Annotated in this window: 18 protein-coding genes; 8 read left to right on the top strand and 10 right to left on the bottom strand. The window is 31.3% G+C overall.

Annotated features, from left to right (window positions below):
- Positions 1-69: 69 nt before the first annotated feature.
- Both AC5SML_RS02350 and AC5SML_RS02345 read right to left on the bottom strand, forming a co-directional pair.
- On the bottom strand, positions 70-816 hold the full coding sequence (locus AC5SML_RS02350) for an SDR family NAD(P)-dependent oxidoreductase (RefSeq protein ID WP_006997049.1): 747 nt from the start codon (positions 814-816) through the stop codon (positions 70-72).
- Between the two features lie 4 nt (positions 817-820).
- Positions 821-2,233 carry a cytosine permease gene (locus tag AC5SML_RS02345; RefSeq protein ID WP_006997050.1) on the bottom strand — a complete coding sequence of 471 codons (1,413 nt, stop codon included), beginning with the start codon at positions 2,231-2,233 and terminating at the stop codon, positions 821-823.
- Between the two features lie 116 nt (positions 2,234-2,349).
- Here AC5SML_RS02345 and AC5SML_RS02340 point away from each other — a divergent pair, with 116 nt between their 5' ends.
- The gene (locus tag AC5SML_RS02340) at positions 2,350-3,240 is read left to right on the top strand and encodes a DMT family transporter (RefSeq protein WP_041185786.1); all 891 of its coding nucleotides are present in this window, start codon (positions 2,350-2,352) and stop codon (positions 3,238-3,240) included.
- 4 nt (positions 3,241-3,244) lie between these two features.
- Here AC5SML_RS02340 and AC5SML_RS02335 read toward each other — a convergent pair whose 3' ends face one another.
- From AC5SML_RS02335 to AC5SML_RS02310, 6 genes are all read right to left on the bottom strand, one after another.
- Positions 3,245-4,570, bottom strand: coding sequence for a TRAP transporter large permease (locus AC5SML_RS02335; protein WP_006997052.1), 1,326 nt, complete (start codon positions 4,568-4,570; stop codon positions 3,245-3,247).
- On the bottom strand, positions 4,570-5,229 hold the full coding sequence (locus AC5SML_RS02330; protein WP_006997053.1) for a TRAP transporter small permease subunit: 660 nt from the start codon (positions 5,227-5,229) through the stop codon (positions 4,570-4,572). The genes AC5SML_RS02335 and AC5SML_RS02330 overlap by 1 nt, the downstream gene beginning before the upstream one ends.
- Before the next feature lie 88 nt (positions 5,230-5,317).
- Positions 5,318-6,409: a TRAP transporter substrate-binding protein gene (locus AC5SML_RS02325; protein WP_006997054.1), complete on the bottom strand. Its 1,092-nt coding sequence runs from the start codon at positions 6,407-6,409 to the stop codon at positions 5,318-5,320.
- A gap of 178 nt (positions 6,410-6,587) precedes the next feature.
- Positions 6,588-7,514 (bottom strand): 3-hydroxyisobutyrate dehydrogenase, encoded by a 927-nt coding sequence (gene mmsB / locus AC5SML_RS02320; protein ID WP_006997055.1) that lies wholly within the window; start codon positions 7,512-7,514, stop codon positions 6,588-6,590.
- The gene (locus tag AC5SML_RS02315) at positions 7,507-9,027 is read right to left on the bottom strand and encodes an aldehyde dehydrogenase family protein (RefSeq protein WP_006997056.1); all 1,521 of its coding nucleotides are present in this window, start codon (positions 9,025-9,027) and stop codon (positions 7,507-7,509) included. The genes mmsB and AC5SML_RS02315 overlap by 8 nt, the downstream gene beginning before the upstream one ends.
- On the bottom strand, positions 9,027-9,803 hold the full coding sequence (locus tag AC5SML_RS02310; protein ID WP_006997057.1) for an SDR family NAD(P)-dependent oxidoreductase: 777 nt from the start codon (positions 9,801-9,803) through the stop codon (positions 9,027-9,029). The genes AC5SML_RS02315 and AC5SML_RS02310 overlap by 1 nt, the downstream gene beginning before the upstream one ends.
- Before the next feature lie 124 nt (positions 9,804-9,927).
- Here AC5SML_RS02310 and AC5SML_RS02305 point away from each other — a divergent pair, with 124 nt between their 5' ends.
- The gene (locus AC5SML_RS02305; RefSeq protein WP_006997058.1) at positions 9,928-10,344 is read left to right on the top strand and encodes a winged helix-turn-helix transcriptional regulator; all 417 of its coding nucleotides are present in this window, start codon (positions 9,928-9,930) and stop codon (positions 10,342-10,344) included.
- 7 nt (positions 10,345-10,351) lie between these two features.
- Here AC5SML_RS02305 and AC5SML_RS02300 read toward each other — a convergent pair whose 3' ends face one another.
- Positions 10,352-11,098 (bottom strand): FKBP-type peptidyl-prolyl cis-trans isomerase, encoded by a 747-nt coding sequence (locus AC5SML_RS02300; protein WP_494574280.1) that lies wholly within the window; start codon positions 11,096-11,098, stop codon positions 10,352-10,354.
- An 88-nt stretch (positions 11,099-11,186) separates the two neighbouring features.
- On the opposite strand from AC5SML_RS02300, the gene AC5SML_RS02295 reads away from it, so the two are divergent.
- From AC5SML_RS02295 to AC5SML_RS02270, 6 genes are all read left to right on the top strand, one after another.
- Complete coding sequence (locus tag AC5SML_RS02295) at positions 11,187-12,782, top strand: GMC family oxidoreductase (protein ID WP_006997060.1); 1,596 nt, start codon at positions 11,187-11,189, stop codon at positions 12,780-12,782.
- A complete protein-coding gene (locus AC5SML_RS02290; RefSeq protein ID WP_011281998.1) occupies positions 12,782-13,372 on the top strand; it encodes a TerC family protein in 591 nt (196 codons plus the stop codon). The genes AC5SML_RS02295 and AC5SML_RS02290 overlap by 1 nt, the downstream gene beginning before the upstream one ends.
- Positions 13,373-14,131 carry an SDR family NAD(P)-dependent oxidoreductase gene (locus AC5SML_RS02285; protein WP_006997062.1) on the top strand — a complete coding sequence of 253 codons (759 nt, stop codon included), beginning with the start codon at positions 13,373-13,375 and terminating at the stop codon, positions 14,129-14,131.
- Positions 14,116-14,916, top strand: coding sequence for a M23 family metallopeptidase (locus tag AC5SML_RS02280; RefSeq protein ID WP_018414037.1), 801 nt, complete (start codon positions 14,116-14,118; stop codon positions 14,914-14,916). The genes AC5SML_RS02285 and AC5SML_RS02280 overlap by 16 nt, the downstream gene beginning before the upstream one ends.
- Complete coding sequence (locus AC5SML_RS02275) at positions 14,916-15,692, top strand: fumarylacetoacetate hydrolase (RefSeq protein ID WP_278387130.1); 777 nt, start codon at positions 14,916-14,918, stop codon at positions 15,690-15,692. Before AC5SML_RS02280 ends, AC5SML_RS02275 begins: the two co-directional genes overlap by 1 nt.
- 119 nt (positions 15,693-15,811) lie before the next feature.
- Complete coding sequence (locus AC5SML_RS02270) at positions 15,812-16,963, top strand: M24 family metallopeptidase (RefSeq protein WP_494617455.1); 1,152 nt, start codon at positions 15,812-15,814, stop codon at positions 16,961-16,963.
- On the opposite strand, the gene AC5SML_RS02265 is transcribed toward AC5SML_RS02270, so the two are convergent.
- Entirely contained in the window at positions 16,960-18,252 is a 1,293-nt protein-coding gene (locus AC5SML_RS02265) for an NAD(P)H-dependent oxidoreductase (RefSeq protein ID WP_494617453.1), read from the bottom strand. The genes AC5SML_RS02270 and AC5SML_RS02265 overlap by 4 nt on opposite strands.
- Between the last annotated feature and the right edge of the window lie 7 nt (positions 18,253-18,259).

Raw genomic sequence — 18,259 nt, 5'->3', positions numbered from 1 at the left:
CCATAATTCTACTGGCACCAGTTATTTCTAAAGAAAGTAAGTCTCTTAATGTTGATTCTAAAGTGCTAGTTAGTAAGTAGAACGACCACCACTAATATCAAAAACAGCTGCTGTTGAAAATGAGTTTTCTTCTGAAGCTAGCCAACAAATTAATGAAGTAAATTCTTCTATCTCTAAAAATCTACCTCTAGGAACCTTGGAAAGCATTCTGGCAACATGTTCTTTTGACATTTGGTCTAATATTCTTGTTTTAGCTCCTGCTGGAGTGACAGCATTTACAGCTATATTCTTATCAGCCAATTCTTTTCCTAACGATTTTGTTAAACCAATAACACCCGCTTTTGCTGAGCTATAAGCGCTTGCATTTGCATTACCATCTTTTCCGGCAACCGAAGCAACATTAACTATTCTACCATAATCATTTTTAATCATGTAAGGCACCACACATTTACAACAGTTAAATGTACCCATTAAGTTAATTTCTATTATTTTATTCCATTCAGCTACATCGTAATCCCAAAGTGAAGACGTAGACCCAGTAATACCCGCATTATTAATTAAAATATCAATATTTGAAGATTTTGCTATTTCATCAACTGTATCTTTAACATTTTTGAAAACAGATACATCAACAACATTATATGAAAGATTTGGATCATTCACAGCTTTAACAGCTTTTTTTAATTCTTCTTCATCGATGTCCCAGATAATAGCTTTTGTTCCTGACTTTAAAAACCTTTTAGCAATATCTAAACCAAAACCTTGTGCTCCACCTGTGATAATTGCTGTTTTATTTTTTAAATCAAACTGATGCATGAAATTATTTACTTGTTAATAAATTGTATGTCAATGAAGAGATAAAAGCACCAATTAACCAAGAGTAAGAATTAAAATTCATTAAACTTTCATTCCAAATTGTTGAAGCAGCAAAAATAAAACCTAGGGTTATAGAGTATACGGCTTTTATATGCCATCCATTAGTGTAAAAGTAAACTCCATCAGGTTCTGCTGAAAATATATCCATATTATTTAAGTTTGATTTTTTAACTAAATAATAATCTATGATTATAACACCAAAAAGAGGTCCAAAAAATGCAGCAAATGTATCGACAAAAGATAAAATTCCTATCTGACTTAATAATGGTAACCAAAAAATACCAATTATAAATCCAAAAATAATAATTATATAAGAGGAAGTTTTTAGATTAAGTTTACTTGGAAAAAAATTTAACAAAGAATTTTGAGCAGGCACATAATTTGCAATTAGATTAGTAGATGCTGAAGCTACAATAATAAAAAATAAAACTATTACAGTTAAAATAGTGTTATCTAAAGTTCCTATAATATCTGTAGGATTTGTAAGTATCTTTCCAATTTCCTCAAGTTTCTGATGAAAAATTACATCAGCCCCGACAACTATAAATACAGCAAAAAATGAAAATATAATAAGATTTAAAAATAAACTCAAATTACCTTTTTTTAATTCCTCTTCATCTTTAACGTAACGGGCAAAGTCTCCAAAATTTACAAGAATAATTGAAAAGTAAGCAAATACTATTCCAACTACAGTAATCAAGGGAGCAATATTACTCTTAAGAAATATATTGCTATAAGTAAAAATGTCAGCAAATGATCTTGAAACCTCCTTAACATCTAAGAGAAGTACAACAAAAAAAAATAATAGCATCCCTGTGTAAACTGTTATTGCTGAATAATTAATAATTAGCTTATTAAATTTATGACTTTTACTGAATAAAAAAGATTGTAATAGAATTGCTATTAAAAAAGCAGCCCAATCAATAATGTTAAGACCTGAAACAAAAATTAAAAAAATATCATGCTGAAGGAAAGTATTATCAACAGAAAAGAAAAATATTCGAATTAAATAACTAAATGCTTTTGATAAAAAATATGTTTGAATTCCAAACATGAAGATACCAACAAGACCTCTTATTAAAGAAAAATATTTTGCCCCAAACACACCCAATGAAGTCCTTAAGATAACGGGAAATGGAAGACCATATTTTTGAGAGGGTTTTCCTATCAAGTTAGCTAAAAAATAAACTAGAAGAGAACCAATTAAACTTCCTAAAAAAACAACTGCAATGTTTAAGTCATAAACAAGATACAATGATGCTATTAAGGAAAAAGCAATAACACTTTGTATATTAATGCCCCAAAAGCAAAAAATATCCTTCCAATTCCAAGTTTTATCATTTGGGTTAACTGACACTAATTCCCAGTTAATAAGATTAATTTTATTTTTACGCTGAATCACTAATAAATAATAAACTAATAAGTTAAAATGGAATATCTTTTTTTTTCATTTGTAATAGTATTTTGGATCTAATGCTCTTTCTTAAAAAAAATATTGGTTACTTGGCAATGTTTCTTGCTGTAATTGGTTTTGGCTCAGGTCCTCCGTTTGTAAAACTTGCTCTAGAAGAATTTCAAATTGTTGATTTACTAGCTGTAAGGTTTGCAATTGCTTTTTTGCTTATGTTAACTTTTGCTTTAATAATGAGAGTTGACTTGTCAATTAAAAAAATAGGTCTAGCACCTTTCTTGATGGGTTTGCTAAACCCTTTTCTTGTAACATTAGCATTCCATGTAGGTTTAATGCTTACGTCGCCTATTAATGGTGTTGCTATTATAAGTACAATGCCAATCATGCAACCTTTTGTTGCTAAAATATTTTTAAATGAAAAAATTGAGATAAAGGTTTTAATAGGAGCTTTTATAACAATTATTGGAACTTATATCCTCTTATCAAGTCAAACTATTATTGGTCAGGGAAATTATATTGGGGACTTTATTATTTTTGCAGGAATGACTTTGGCTTCAATTAATGAAGTTATTGGTAGAAAAAAAATGCAAACTAATGTTAACCAGCTAGGTGTAAATACTTACCAATATTTTACTGGTTTCATTTTATCATTTTTAATATTATTTATTATTTGGCCTAACTCTACCTTTGGATATTCATTTCATTTAGAATTTACACCATCAGTAATAGCTGCAATCACTTTATCTTTTATAACTTTTGGTTCTTATTTATTTTATAATTATGCCTTGAGAAGGGTTCCAATAGGAAGAATTAGTCTTATGTATCCTTTAACAGGGCCCATAGGAGCTTTATCTGCCTGGGTAGTAATTGATGCAGAAATTACTTTAAAGATATTTATTTCATTGGGAATTATTTTAGTTGGAACTGTAATTCCTTATATAAATAAAAAATAAACTCTTAAGGGTACATTACACTAGGTAACCAAAGTGCAATTTGAGGAAATGCGATGATCAAAATTAAACCTAAAAGCTGTATTCCCATAAACTGCATCATACCAAGATAAATATCTTTAAGTTCCCATTCTGGCACAACACCTTTTAAAAAATACGCAGATAGAGCTACAGGTGGAGATAACCAGGCGGTCTGTAAATTCACAGCTACAAGTATTGCAAACCAAGTCAAGTTGAAGTCTAATTCTTTAATCAATGGAACAAATATTGGTAATACAATAAGAACTATTGGTACCCACTCTAAAGGCCAACCTAACAAGAAAATTACTGCCATTAGTATAGCTAAAATAACATATCTGTTAACTTCTAAGTTTAATAAAAATTCAGTTAATAAAGATGGTGTTCCTAATTTTGAAAAAACTGCTCCAAAGAAATTCGATGCAGCAACTAAAAACATTATCAATGCAGTAATCTCTAAAGTTTTAATTAAAGAATTTTTTAAAGTTTTTAAAGTTAATTTTTTATATGCTAAAGCAAGTAACAAAGATCCAATAGCTCCAATACCGGCACCTTCAGTAGGTGTTGCTAAACCAAATAATATGCTACCTAGAGCAAAAAATACTAATCCCGCAGGCGGTACTAACCCTAAAAAGAATTCTACCCAAACTTTACCCATACTTTTTGGTTGCATACTTTTTGGTAAAATTGGACCAAGTTTTGGATCAAAATAACATCTAACAGTGGTGTAAAGAGCATAAAGAACTGCCAACATTATTCCTGGAATTATTGCTGCAGCAAATAAATCTGTTACTGGGATTTCTAAAACAGGCCCCATTACCACTAACATAATGCTTGGTGGAATTAAAATTCCAAGAGTTCCTCCGGCACATATTAAGCCTGCAGATAATCTAGTATCGTATCCAGATTTAATCATAGTTTTACCTGCCATGATTCCAAGGATTGTTACTGATGCCCCAACTATTCCTGTTGCAGCAGCAAAAATTGTAGACACAAACATAACTGCATAAAATAATGCACCCCTTGTTCTAGATAGCATTAATTGTATGGCTGAAAATAGTCTTTCCATAAGACCTGCAGATTCCATTAATATGCCCATAAATATAAAGAGTGGGACGGCAACCAGCGTACTTTCCGTCATAATCATATTAAACTGTAGGGTCATTAAATAAAAAACTAACTTTCCAAAACCCCAATAACCAAACACAAGACCTAAAAATATTAATGTAAATGAAATAGGAAAACCAATAAAGATAGCAAATAGCATTACTCCTATCATTATTGCTCCAATTAATTCTTGTGAAAAAATTTCCATTATGGCCATCTACCTTTCACAAACGCATAATATGTTTTAAATAATTCTGATATCCCTTGAATTAATAACAAAAAAGCTCCAATTGGCATGCAGCTTTTTAATGGCCACATTACTGGCATCCAAGTAGTATCCATTGCTCTTTGAATTCTAACTTTTCCATCTAAGCATTCTGCTAAAATAGATCTCCCACATATAGAAGTATAAGCATAATCAAAACTTACCCAAAAGAAGACTATGAAACCTGGAAAGAAGAATAATAAATATAAGAATAGATCTACTTTTGCTTGAGTTTTAACATTCCAATTTCTATATAAAAAATCAGCTCTTATATGAATACCTTTTGATAATGCGTAACCAGCACCCAACATAAAAAATGCTCCTGCAATCATTCTGGTTACATCATAAGCCCAAAGAGTTGGTCTATTAAAAAAATGTCTACCAATAACTTCAAAAGTCATTGCAAAAATTAAAGGAATTACCATCCAACAAATTACTTTACCAATTCTCAACATGTTAAGGTCGATAAACTCTATAGTTTTTGCCATCCAAGGAACCATATCCTTAGGCATTTTTAAACTAGTTCGACGTTCTGCTATTAACTCATCAGTAATATCTAGAGTTTCTTTAACACCAGCAGAATGTGATTTTTTTTTGACCATTTTATTGATTGGTAATGTCGATTAAAATTTTTTCTATTTTAAAAAAACGGGAACTTAAAAATATTAAGTCCCCGTTTAAATTATTTATTTACTTTTGCGCTTTTGCAAATGCAGTTCCAATTGATGCATCAGATGTTTCCATTTGAGCAATAAAAGGTACTACGATTTTTGCGTGAGCAGTCATGTGCTGGTAAACTTCATCAAAGAACTTATTTTCTTTTGAGTTCTTTTGAATAGTAGCTTTAGCAGCAGCCATATACTCAACAAAGTAATCAGCTGGTGTATCATGAAGGATAACACCATGCTTAGATGTTAATTCAATTAACGCTTTTCCATTTTCAACAGCTCTGTTAGTGATGTTTCTAGTTATCATCGCTTCAGAAGCAATTTCCATTGCATATTTCTCTTGGTCAGTTAACTTATTATAAACATCCTTGTTAAAGAACACATCTCCATTTACAACGTTTTGGTGTAAGCCTTGAAGGTAGTAATTTTTCAATACCTTTTGGAAACCAAATACTAGATCTGGTTTTGGACAACACCATTCAGCAGCATCGATTGTTCCTTTTTCAAGTGCTGGTAGAATATCTCCACCACCCATTGAAACTGATGCAACACCAATGTCTTTGTATGTTTGACCAGGAATTCCCGGAGGAGTTCTAAATCTGTATTTTCTGAAATCAGCCATACTGTTGATCGGCTCTTTGAACCAACCTAAAGCCTCTGGACCAGAAGATGCCATGATGAAACCTTTTACGTTCATACCCATTTCATCCCATAGTTGATCGTATAAAGCTTTTCCACCGTTATCAAAATACCAAGCTAACCAAGATTTAGTACTTAAACCAATACCACCACCTGCAACTGGCGAACCAAATAACATTGCAGCAGGGTGATAGTTAGACCAGTAATGAGTCCAAGCAGCACCACCATCAACAAGACCCTTGTCAACAGCTTCTAATGTTTCTTTAACACCTACAACTTCTCCAGCTCCTAGAAGTTCAAATTTTAATGAACCACCAGTAAGGCCAGTAACTCTTTCAGCCCACATTCCTACGATTTGCGCATCATAAGAAGTTTTTGGAAAGGTCATTTGTATTTTTAAAGTTTTAGCAGAAGCAGAAGCAATAATAGATACTGCAAATACTAAACTTAAAATCAATGATGTGATTTTTTTCATGTTTATCCCTCTCTGTTTTTTTATTTAGTCTTAATAAATTTGAAATAAACATTATTGTAGGAGAAAAGTAAACTTAAAATAAGTTAAATATAGACGATACAACCTATAATATACTACAATCAATTGAATTGTTTGGTATACTTTTAATACTGTTAAGTAAATTTACAAATATTGTTTTTTATTTATTTCCTTTTGGATCAAATGGATAATTCCAAGCATCACCACCAATCATTTTAGATATACCTGAATAGTCAGTGTCACTATCACCCTCATCACAGAATTTTGAAAAAATTTCTAAAGCAGCTTTACCTAATGGTGTAGAGGCATCTACAGACTGAGCGGCATCCATGGCTAGCCTTAAATCCTTTCTCATCATTGATGCTGTAAAACCTGGTCGGTATTTATTATTTGAAGGAACTCCATCAGTAAGATTTGGTAAAGGTGTATAATTAGTCATAGCCCAATTATTTCCTGAAGCTGCTTTTATTATTTCATGAACCTTTTTAATATCCATTTTTAATCTTTTAGCTAACATTAAAGATTCAGATGCTGCTATCATAGAAATTCCTAAAGACATATTGTTGCAAATTTTTACACCTACTCCACTTCCTTGAACACCTGCATGTAAAATTTTTTGTCCCATAATATCAAATAAAGGTTTTGCTAATGCTACAGCTTCATCACTTCCACCAACTAAAAAATTTAATTTTCCAATTCTTGCTCCCATCACACCACCAGTAACTGGTGCATCTATCATTTTAATTCCAAGTTTTTTTGATTCATTACCTAGCTCTAGAGAAGTCTCAATATCAATTGTTGAGCAATCAATTATCAAACATTCTTTTGGAATTTTATTTAATATTCCTTTGTCTCCTAAATAAAGAGATCGAACATGCTTTCCCTCTGGTAGCATAGATATAACAGTACTAGCGCCATCTAATAATTCATCAATAGTGGATACAACGTTTAAACCTGACTCTTTTGCAATTTTTATTACCTCTGGTGAAACATCAAAAGCTTTTACTTCTTTGCCAGCTTTTACTAATTGATCAGCCATAGGGTTTCCCATATTTCCAACACCTATAAATGCAATGTGATTAGTCATCTAAATTTGATTTACCTCTATTAATTAAAACTGTTTTACTTTGTGTAAAGTGGTTAATCATACTATCAAAAGCATATTCTTTACCTAAACCACTCATTTTAATTCCTCCATAAGAAACATTGGCTCTTGGAGCAACGCATTGATTTACCTGAACAAAGCCAGCTTCAATTTCATCTACAAATTGCAATGCTCTAGATAAGTTTTGAGTCCATAAAACGGCTGATAAACCAAAAGGTGTGTCGTTAGCGCTTTTCATAACTTCATCAAAACTCTTAAACGGAATTGCGCAAGCAACAGGGCCAAATACCTCTTCTTGACATACAGGAGATTCTACAGGAACGCCTGACAATAAGGTTGGTTCATAAAAGAAACCTTCCTTATAATCTCCTCCTTTAGGTTGATTGCCACCATGTAAAACCTTTGCAGATGATGTTTTTTTAGCAATGTCCATATAATGTAAGGTTCTTTTGAGTTGTTCATTAGATATTATTGCGCCAATATCAGATTTACTATCAAGTGCATTTCCCATCTTAAGTTTACTTAATTTAGAAACTACACCTTCTAAAACTTTATCATAAATTTTTTCGTGTATATAAACTCTTGATCCTGCGGTGCAAGCCTGTCCTTGACGAGTATACCTCATACCATCAATTACGCCTGGTATTGCTATATCTAAGTCAGCATCACTCATTATAATATTTGGATTTTTTCCACCTAATTCTAATGTAACTGGACATAATTTTGGAGCAGCTTTTATTGCAATAATTTTTCCAACAGAAAACGATCCTGTAAAAGTAACCTTTCTAACTTTAGGATGATCAATTAATGGTTCACCACACTCTTCTCCATAGCCTGAAATTACATTTAAAACTCCAGGAGGAAGTTCTTGTTGTAATATTTCACATAAGAGTAAAGCACAAAGTGGTGCTTGCTCAGCAGTTTTTAACACTACAGTATTTCCCGCTACAATAGCTGGTGCAATTTTTGCAACAGTCAAAAATAAAGGAGCATTCCAAGGAATAATTGCACAAACAACTCCAATTGGATCTTTGGTTGTGTAATGAATTGTATTTGGAATGTTTGGTGGATAATTTTCACCTTTTATTTCTCCTGCAAGTCCAGCAAACATATGAGTTAATTCAATTGATGCTGCTGTCTCCGGTATGGCTTGAGTTCTAAGTGCGTTACCAGTATCTAAAGCTAATAATGTTTCAATTTCATTTTTTCTATCTTCTAATTTTCTAGCAGCAGCCGTCATTATTTTACCGCGTTCTCTCGCAGGTACTTTTTTCCATTTTTGAAATGCAGCTTCTGCTGCATCAACCGCTATATTCACATCAACCTTATTGCACTGTGGAGCTTCACCAATATTTTCACCTGTACTTGGATTTAATACGCTAATTTTAGCTTCAGCTTTAGCAGGTGACAATTTTCCATTAATTAAAATTTTATTAGATAATCTTTTTGCATTACCTAGTGCTAGTTCTAAATTATTTTTAAAATCATCACTCATTAATTACTTATTTCACCTTTTCTAGTTTTTGCTGCTAACCATCCACCATCAATTTTTATTTCAGATCCATTTATAAAATCTGCATCATCGCTAGATAGAAAAACAGCTGCACCAGATATATCAGATGGCAAACCCCAACGTCCAACTATAGTTTCTTTGCCCCAAGCTTTACCGTGAGTAGGATCTTCAGCAAATTTTTGATTGAAAGGTGTTGAAATTAACCCAGGACAAATAGTATTTACGTTAATATTTTTCCCAGTTAAATCGACCGCTAAGGCTCTCGTTAAACCTAGTATACCAGATTTTGCAGCAACATAGGCTACTCTATCAGGTCTACCCATAAAACTTGCAATAGATCCAAAATTAATAATTTTTCCTTTACCATTTTTTATCATATGAGGAATAACAGACTTACAGCATAGATATGGTCCGGTTAAGTTTACCGATATCATGTCATCCCATTGCTGTTTTGTATGATCTAGAATATTGTTAATATGTCTTATACCAGCATTATTAACAAGAATATCAATCTTACCAAATTTTTTAATAGCAACATCAGCCATGTTATTTGCACTATCTTCTTCGGCAACATTTGTTTCTACAACAATTGCTTCACCATTATTACCTTGAATTTTTTTAGAAATTTTTTCACCATTTTCAATATCCATTTCAGCTATAACAATTTTTGCTCCCTCACTTGCTAGTCTTACACAAATCTCTGCACCAATTCCTTTTCCACCACCTGTGACTATTGCTATTCTATCTTTTAGTTTCATTGAAATCCTGTTATAAAAATTTTTAATTTTAATTAAGTTATTACTTTTTAAAATATTAATCAAAAGAATTATTAAATATAAAATTTTTTTGGTATTAAAACTAAACTAGTATATTAAACATACCATGGTAAATAAATTAGAAATAAATAAAGATCCATTAAATAATGCTTTAAAATTAATTAGTGGAAAGTGGAAAATTAAGATACTTGAAAAGTTAATTAATAAACCAATAAGATTTGGTAAACTTAAGAAAGATTTAAATACGATAACTGCTCAAATGTTGTCTAAACAATTAAAAGAAATGGAGAATGACACTCTAGTAAAAAGAAAGGTTATTAAATCAAACCCAATAACTGTTGAATATTCTTTAACACAATTTGGCAGCTCTAGCTTACCAATAATTAGAGCTTTAATTAAATGGGGAAGTATTAATAAAAGGAAAATGTCAAGCGTTATTGGAAAAGACCAGGAAAGAGCAATTGATTTATTAAATGATGAAATTAGATTTAAAAACTTACAAAGAAAAAACTTTTATCGATAGAATGATATTACTTATGAGGGCCAAGTTTTTTATTTTCACTCTGCCAAGCTTTAATTCCACCTTTTAAAACCGAAACATTAGTAAAGCCCAAGTCTTCAGAAAATGAATTAGCCAACATTGATGCCGTTTCTCCATCATGACTTATAAAAATCAAATTAACATCTTGAGATTGAGAAGCAGCTAGTGCTCTAATTTTATCCATAACATACACTTGAAATTTACCATTTTTATCAAAAGCTGTTTCTGGGAATGAACCTTTGATAACACCTGTTTTATCCCACTCTTCTTCTGTTCTAATATCAAGTGCCACGGCATTATTTTCAATCATGTCTATTAACTCATCTGATGAAACTGATTTATAACTAGGATCTAAAACGTCAATTACTTCAAATTCAAATATTAGATCAGTATTAGGTGGTATAATATCTCCACCACCCTTTTTTCCATAGGCTAATTCAGCTGGAATTTTAATTTTTCTTTTAGTTCCTTTGGTAGTTCCCATTATTCCTTGTTCAAAACCAGGAATTACCTCTTTCATACTCATTTGTACTACTAAAGGTCTATCTTTACCAATATTTGTATCAAAAACTTTTCCATTTTCAAATGAGCCTGTGTATTCAAGCTGAACCCAAGAATGCTTTATAATTTTTTTTCCCGTACCAGGCTTATCATTAATAATTTCAATTTCAACAGACTGAACGTGAAATGATAAAGATAAAAAAATTGTACATATAAATATTAATATTTTTTTCATTATTTTGTAGTTGTTCAAATATCAGAAATAAATATGCTTTTCTATATATTATTAGATTATTAATAAAAATTAATTTATAAAAATATATATGGATAATTTTGACTACATTATTATTGGAGCTGGATCAGCAGGTTGTGTTCTTGCAAATAGATTATCTGAAAATCCAAAAAACAAAGTCCTTTTAATTGAGGCTGGTGGTAAAGATAATTACCCATGGATTCATATACCAGTAGGATATTTCAAAACTATGCATAACCCCAATGTTGATTGGTGTTATAATACAGAACCGGATGAAACTATGAACAATAGGTCCATAAGGTATCCTAGAGGAAAAACTCTTGGAGGTAGCTCATCAATAAATGGTCTACTTTATGTTAGGGGTCAACACAGAGACTACGATGTTTGGAGGCAGCTAGGAAATAAAGGCTGGAGTTGGGAAGATGTATTACCTTATTTCATCAAAGCTGAAAATCAAGAACGAGGAGAAAGTGAATTTCATGGTGTAGGAGGTCCTTTGTCTGTTTCTGACCAACGAATACAATTGCCTTTATTAAATCAGTTTCAAAAAGCGGCTGAGGAATTTGGAATTCCAAAAACTAAAGATTTTAATACAGGAGACAATCATGGCTGTGGTTATTTTCAAGTAACAGAAAAGGATGGCTTTAGATGTAGTACTGCTGTTGGTTATTTAAACCCAGCTAAGAAAAGACCTAATTTAAAAATAGTTACAAAAGCTCATGTTAAAAAGATTAATTTTGAAAACAAAGTTGCTAAAGAAGTTGAGTATTGGATTGAAAATGAAATATTCACTGTAAGTGCAAATAAAGAAATTGTCTTATCTTCAGGAGCAATAGGTTCTCCACAATTATTACAAGTATCTGGAGTTGGAAATTCAGATAAATTAAAGGAACTAGGAATTGAAATGGTGCATGAATTAAAGGGTGTAGGTGAAAATTTACAAGACCATTTAATGTTTAGACCAATATATAAAATACAAAATATAAAATCTCTTAATAAAAAAATTAATAGTTTATTTGGTAACTTGTTAATTGGATTGGAATATATCTTTAATAGAAGTGGGCCCATGACTATGGGTGCAAGTCAAATGTGTATGTTTGCAAAAAGTGATCCTTCATTAGAGCTGCCTGATTTACAATGGCATGTTCAGCCAATGAGTATGGATACATTGGGAGCTACCAAAAACCATGATTTTCATGGTTTTACTCCAACAGTTTCACAAATTAGACCAACTAGTAGAGGTCATATTAGTATAACAGATAAAGACTCACGAACTTACGCAAAAATAAAAATGAATTATTTGTCGACAGATGAAGATAGAAAAATTGCAGCAGCTGGTCTTAAATTAACAAGAAAAATTGTTTTAGAATCTGAGACATTTAAAAAATTTAGCCCAGAAGAATACCGACCTGGAATTCATTTAACAGAAGATGAAGATATTTTAAAAGCAGCAGCAGATTATGCTCAAACTATTTTTCATCCTGTTGGAACATGTAAAATGGGTCAAGATGATATGGCCGTTGTTGATGATCAGCTAAAAGTTCATGGAATTAAAAATTTAAGAGTAATAGATGCATCAATAATGCCCAATATCACCTCTGGAAACACTAACGCACCCACAATAATGATTGCAGAAAAAGGTGCTGATATGATACTAAGCAGCTGATGTTTGCAGAATTATTCGGGCCTGAACAACTTATAATTTTAGGCCAAATTATATTTATCGATTTAGTATTAGCTGGTGATAATGCCATTATTATTGGAATGGTTGCCTCTAAATTTCCACCCGAACAAAGAAAAAAAGTAATTTTTTGGGGGATAGGTGGTGCAGTAATTTTAAGAATTATCTTAACCATGTTAACTGCTTATTTATTACAAATAACAGGATTAAGATTAATAGGAGGATTGCTTCTTCTTTATATAGTCTACAAACTCTATACAGATGTAATCAAAGGTCAGTCAGGTGATGAAGATATTAAAGTAGATAATTCAAGCTTTATGAAGGCTATATGGACAGTTTTACTTGCTGATTTTACGATGAGTTTGGATAATGTTTTAGGTGTAGCTGGTGCTGCTGGTGATCACTATGTATTATTAATATTTGGTTTAGCTTTATCAATAATTCTTATGGCAACAGCTGCTACTGTAATATCAAGATGGATTAATGAATATAAATGGATAGCCTGGATTGGTTTAATTGCTATACTGGTTGTTGCTATCGAATTAATTTATACTGATTTAAAGTTATTTATTTAAATGTACTTACAAAAAATAAATCTTAAAAACAAATATGCATTAGTTACAGGTGCAGGTAAAGGATTGGGAAGAGCTTGCTCAATTGCTCTTGCTGAAGCTGGAGCTACAATCATTGCTTTAAGTAGAACTCAATCAGATCTTGATAAACTTGAAAAAGAAATAAAAAAGATAAAAGGTAAAGTTATCAAAGTTAATTGTGATGTAATGAATTATGAAGATCTTAAAGAAAAACTAGATAAGATTAAGATTATAGATATTTTAGTTAATAATGCTGGGACAAATATTCCAGAACCTTTTGAAAAAATTAAACAAGAAAACATGAACTACTTAGTAGATTTAAACCTTAAAGCTGCTTTTAATGTTGCTCAATTAGTTGTTAAAAAAATGTTAAAGAATAAAAAAAGAGGTGGATCTATTATTAATATGTCATCTCAACTTGGTCATGTTGGAATGTCTGGTAGAAATGTTTATAATATGACAAAATTTGGTATTGAAGGTTTGACTAAAGGTATGGGTGTTGAGCTTGCAAAAAACAATATTAGAGTAAATACAGTGGCCCCTACTTTTGTAGCAACACCGATGGTTAAAAGATTTTTTAAAAACAAAGAATTTAAAAAACTAGCTTTAGGCAATATTCCTATGGGAAAATTAGCAACAGAAAGTGATGTTGCAACAAGCGTTTGTTTTTTAGCTTCATCCGCTTCATCGATGATTACAGCCACATCAATCCTAGTAGACGGTGGATGGACAGCAAAGTAATATATAGATTACTTTCATTAGTAGCGTTATTTTTTTCAACTCAATCTTTTGCAGTAGAGTTTCAGGGAAAATTCATTCAAGGACATTACATTATTGGAAAAACTGAGCCTGGTTCATCAATTTTTGTAGATAAAAAAAAAGTTAAAGTCACAAAAGATGGTTATTTTGCATTTGGAATTGAAAAAGATAGAAAATTTGACATTACAATTACTGAAAATAATAACAAAATTATAAAAAAAATTAAAAAAAGAAAATATAATATTCAAAAAATTGAAGGCTTACCTAAAAAAAAAGTTACACCACCTGAAGAATTTTATGCAAGAATAAAAAAGGAAAACAAATTAATAGCTGATGCAAGAGAAATTGAAAGTGACTTACAGTTTTTTAAAGAAAAGTTTATTATCCCAGTTGATGATGCAATAATTACTGGTGTTTATGGTAGTCAAAGAATTTTAAATGGCATACCCAAATGGCCTCATTACGGTTTAGATTTTGCTCAAAAAAAAGGCACACCTGTTAAAGCAATGAATAACGGTGTTGTTACTCTGGCTGAAAAAGACTTATTTTATACAGGTGCAACTTTAATATTTGACCATGGTCATGGTGTTTCAACTCTCTACATGCATATGGATGAAATTTTTGTAAATGTAGGTGATCATGTTAAAAAAGGAGATATCATTGCTACAGTTGGTTCCTCTGGTAGGTCAACTGGACCACATCTTGATGTAAGACTTAATTGGTTTGGTACTAGACTAGATCCTGCAACTATATTAAACATTCAATAATGAAAAAAACCATATTAGAAAAAACAGCAGATAAATTAGTTAATGCTTTTGTTAACAATAAAATAATTGCACCACTTCCAATAAAATTTACAAAAACATTAAGTGAAGCTCAAAAGCTAAGAAAATTATGTGAGAGTAAAGTTAAAGATCCAATAATAGGATTTAAAGCTGCAGGGACAGGTATACCTGTCATGAAAAAACTTAAAGAAAAAAAACCTTTCTATGCTGCAATCTTTAAAAAGAATTTTATAAAAAGTGGAAAAAAAGTAAAAATTAATAAATCAACTTTAGGGATAGAACTTGAGGTTTGTTACCTAATTAAGAAAAACTTTTTCTCATCAAAAGGATTAATTACAACGAAAAATATAACAAAACATATTTCTCACATGGCAGCTTGTATTGAGGTTATTGGTTACAGGCAAAAGAAAAAAGGCATTACTAGTTTTGGAGATTTATGTAGTGACTTTGGTGCTAATGTTAAGTTTTTAATTGGGCAAAAGAAAAAATATAAAAAAATTAATATTGGAAATTTAAAGACAAATATTGCTAATAAAAAAATTGGACAAAGCGTTAATGGAAATACAAATACCGTTTATATAAACCCATTAAACTCACTTAGATTTGTTTTGAATGAGTTAAAAAAAGATAAAGTCACTCTTGATAAAGATTTTTATGTATTTACAGGATCGACTGTTGGTGTTGTTCCAATCCTAGGTAAAGGTCTTTATACTGGAAAAGTTGATCAACTAGGTTCAGCTAAAGCTATTATTCATTAATTTTAGATTATCATTTAAAAAACCTTAATAATTAACAATAATTTGGGTTCGTTTTACCAAAAAAAATCTTAATTTATGGCTACTTGTGATTAATATTTTTAAAAGTTATAGTTTTTATTATGGCACTTCATTTTAGCAAACAAGAATTTGAGAAAAGAAAACTGGCTACATTAAAATCAATGAAAGAGCATAATCTTGATGCTCTTTTAATGTTTCGTCAAGAGTCTATGTTTTGGCTTACAGGCTACGATACCTTTGGTTATGTTTTCTTTCAAACATTAATACTTGACAATAAAGGAGATATTATTCTTTTAACAAGGGCTCCAGATTTAAGACAAGCACAAAACACATCAAACATTGAAGACATAAGAATTTGGGTAGATAAAGACCAGTCTAACCCTACAGATGATCTTAAAATAATTTTAAATGAATTAAATCTAAAAGATAAAAAAATCGGAGTTGAATACGAAGCTTACGGTATGACAGGTCGTAATGCTTTAAGACTTAATAAATCGCTAGAAGGTTATTGTGAGGTAGAAGATCAATCAGAATTAATCACCAAACATAGGGTTGTTAAATCTACTGAAGAAATTGTTTATGTAAAAAAAGCTGCAGAACTTGCAGATCAAGCACTTGATGAGGCTTGGAAATATGCAAAAGCTGGTGTTGGTGAAGCAAAAATTTTAGCTGAAATGCAAAAAGTTGTTTTAGAAGGTGGCGGTGATTATCCAGCAAATGAATATATTATAGGCTCTGGACACAATGCATTATTATGTAGATATCAATCTGAGAAAAGAATTTTGTCAGATACCGATCAGTTAACTATTGAATGGGCTGGGACTTATAAACATTATCACTCTGCAATGTTTAGAACTATTCCTATTGGTAAAGCTGATCCAAAGCATATTAAGATGCATGAGGCTTGTCTTGAGGCTTTGACTAATTGTGCAAAAACTCTAATACCAGGAAAAACCGCAGGAGATGTATTTGATATACATGCTAAAACTTTTGATGATCTTGGGTACAATAAATCAAGAATGAATGCTTGTGGCTATTCATTAGGGACAACCTTCTCACCCAATTGGATGGACTGGCCAATGTTATACACGGGTAATCCTTATGTTATAACTCCTGGTAATGTCTTCTTTATGCATATGATCTTAATGGATTCAGATAGTAAACTTGCTATGAATTTAGGTGAGACCTATCTTGTAACCGAGAATGGTAATGAGAGATTAGGTAGGCAAAAGTTGGATTTGATTGTTCTTTAAATTAAATCATATTGATACTGTCTAGCTTTAACAACATCTCCTGGAAGACTTAACTCCACATCATCTAATCTTATAGATTGATCTTTATTAATATCTTTCTTAACAATTGCTCCATCAGTTAAACCAAGAGGTAAAATTTTTTCATCTTTTGATTTTTTAGAGGTAATTAATTTCCCTCTTGCACAAAAACCGCCCTCACCGTCTAATCGATCTCCAATTTTTAAATCTTTTTTAGCATAAGCTGCAACATCTGCATTATAATTTATAGTTTGACCTGTTGCTTTTTGATCAAGTGCAATTGCATATATTGATTGAGCAAGTTCTAAACCAATATAATGATATGGCCTCCATATAGCTGAATAACTGCCAGATGAATCGGTCACCATTCCATAATCTTTGAAACAATTTTTGACATATTGATTTTGAGCTTTAATTACTATGTAAACACCCCATCTAAGATCATTTGGAACATCTTTTTGATTTAAATCAATGCTAGATATCACCTCCACTTGACCTTCATAATCAATTAATCCTCCTTCTACTTTTGGAATTAATTTTTTAGCAATGTCATAAACCCCAACAGGTGGAAAAGTTAATCCATTACTTGGGCATTTTAAATTTGATGCATTACTGACTGCACACATTTCAATTGCAGATTTATCTCCACATAAAAAACTATTAAACATTTTAGGATTCATACCAGATTCAATTTCAGCACGTTCTTTGCTTAAACCGTAGTGACCCCAAACAGTGTCTGGTGTTGAGTATTCAAAATCTGGGTGGTACTTCGTTCCTTTTCCTGCACAAACTACAGAAAAACCGTTTAACTGAGCCCATTCAACTTGCTCCATAATTAATGAAGGTTGATCACCATATGCCATTGAACAAATAACACTGTTTTCTTTTGCAAGATCAGCAAGGTATTTTCCACAAGTAACATCAGCTTCAACATTTACTAATATGATGTGTTTCTTGTTTTTAATAATTTTTACAGCATGAACTGTTCCTATAATTGGATTTCCAGTAGCTTCTATAAAAACTTCAACATCTCTATCAAATGCCTCATCTAAAGTAGTTACAAAATTTATTTTATTAACTGTCTCTGTAGTTAAACCGCTCTTAAGACAGTTTTTTTTGGCGTTATCAATATTAATATCAACGATAGTATCAATAGTAATTTTTTGTAATTGATTGTATTGAGCAAGAAACATGCTTACAAATTTTCCACAGCCAATGAATGCAACTTTTATCGGTTTTTTTCTGGATTGTAGTTTAGTATTTAAAAACATTTGATCA

The sequence above is a fragment of the Candidatus Pelagibacter sp. PS_17 genome (genome assembly GCF_059417945.1).
The sequence above is the reverse complement of the archived record's forward strand: the minus strand, read 5'-3'. Positions and strand labels throughout refer to the sequence as shown.

What these genes read in the sequence shown, in the direction of transcription:
- AC5SML_RS02310 (WP_006997057.1), bottom strand. Translation starts at nt 9,803, where the DNA reads ATGAAACTAAAAGATAGAATAGCAATAGTCACAGGTGGTGGAAAAGGA.
- AC5SML_RS02275 (WP_278387130.1), top strand. Translation starts at nt 14,916, where the DNA reads ATGAAAAAAACCATATTAGAAAAAACAGCAGATAAATTAGTTAATGCT.
- mmsB (WP_006997055.1), bottom strand. Translation starts at nt 7,514, where the DNA reads ATGACTAATCACATTGCATTTATAGGTGTTGGAAATATGGGAAACCCT.
- AC5SML_RS02270 (WP_494617455.1), top strand. Translation starts at nt 15,812, where the DNA reads ATGGCACTTCATTTTAGCAAACAAGAATTTGAGAAAAGAAAACTGGCT.
- AC5SML_RS02350 (WP_006997049.1), bottom strand. Translation starts at nt 816, where the DNA reads ATGCATCAGTTTGATTTAAAAAATAAAACAGCAATTATCACAGGTGGA.
- AC5SML_RS02280 (WP_018414037.1), top strand. Translation starts at nt 14,116, where the DNA reads ATGGACAGCAAAGTAATATATAGATTACTTTCATTAGTAGCGTTATTT.
- AC5SML_RS02330 (WP_006997053.1), bottom strand. Translation starts at nt 5,229, where the DNA reads ATGGTCAAAAAAAAATCACATTCTGCTGGTGTTAAAGAAACTCTAGAT.
- AC5SML_RS02315 (WP_006997056.1), bottom strand. Translation starts at nt 9,027, where the DNA reads ATGAGTGATGATTTTAAAAATAATTTAGAACTAGCACTAGGTAATGCA.
- AC5SML_RS02325 (WP_006997054.1), bottom strand. Translation starts at nt 6,409, where the DNA reads ATGAAAAAAATCACATCATTGATTTTAAGTTTAGTATTTGCAGTATCT.
- AC5SML_RS02265 (WP_494617453.1), bottom strand. Translation starts at nt 18,252, where the DNA reads ATGTTTTTAAATACTAAACTACAATCCAGAAAAAAACCGATAAAAGTT.
- AC5SML_RS02340 (WP_041185786.1), top strand. Translation starts at nt 2,350, where the DNA reads ATGCTCTTTCTTAAAAAAAATATTGGTTACTTGGCAATGTTTCTTGCT.
- AC5SML_RS02290 (WP_011281998.1), top strand. Translation starts at nt 12,782, where the DNA reads ATGTTTGCAGAATTATTCGGGCCTGAACAACTTATAATTTTAGGCCAA.
- AC5SML_RS02335 (WP_006997052.1), bottom strand. Translation starts at nt 4,570, where the DNA reads ATGGAAATTTTTTCACAAGAATTAATTGGAGCAATAATGATAGGAGTA.
- AC5SML_RS02285 (WP_006997062.1), top strand. Translation starts at nt 13,373, where the DNA reads ATGTACTTACAAAAAATAAATCTTAAAAACAAATATGCATTAGTTACA.
- AC5SML_RS02305 (WP_006997058.1), top strand. Translation starts at nt 9,928, where the DNA reads ATGGTAAATAAATTAGAAATAAATAAAGATCCATTAAATAATGCTTTA.
- AC5SML_RS02295 (WP_006997060.1), top strand. Translation starts at nt 11,187, where the DNA reads ATGGATAATTTTGACTACATTATTATTGGAGCTGGATCAGCAGGTTGT.
- AC5SML_RS02300 (WP_494574280.1), bottom strand. Translation starts at nt 11,098, where the DNA reads ATGAAAAAAATATTAATATTTATATGTACAATTTTTTTATCTTTATCA.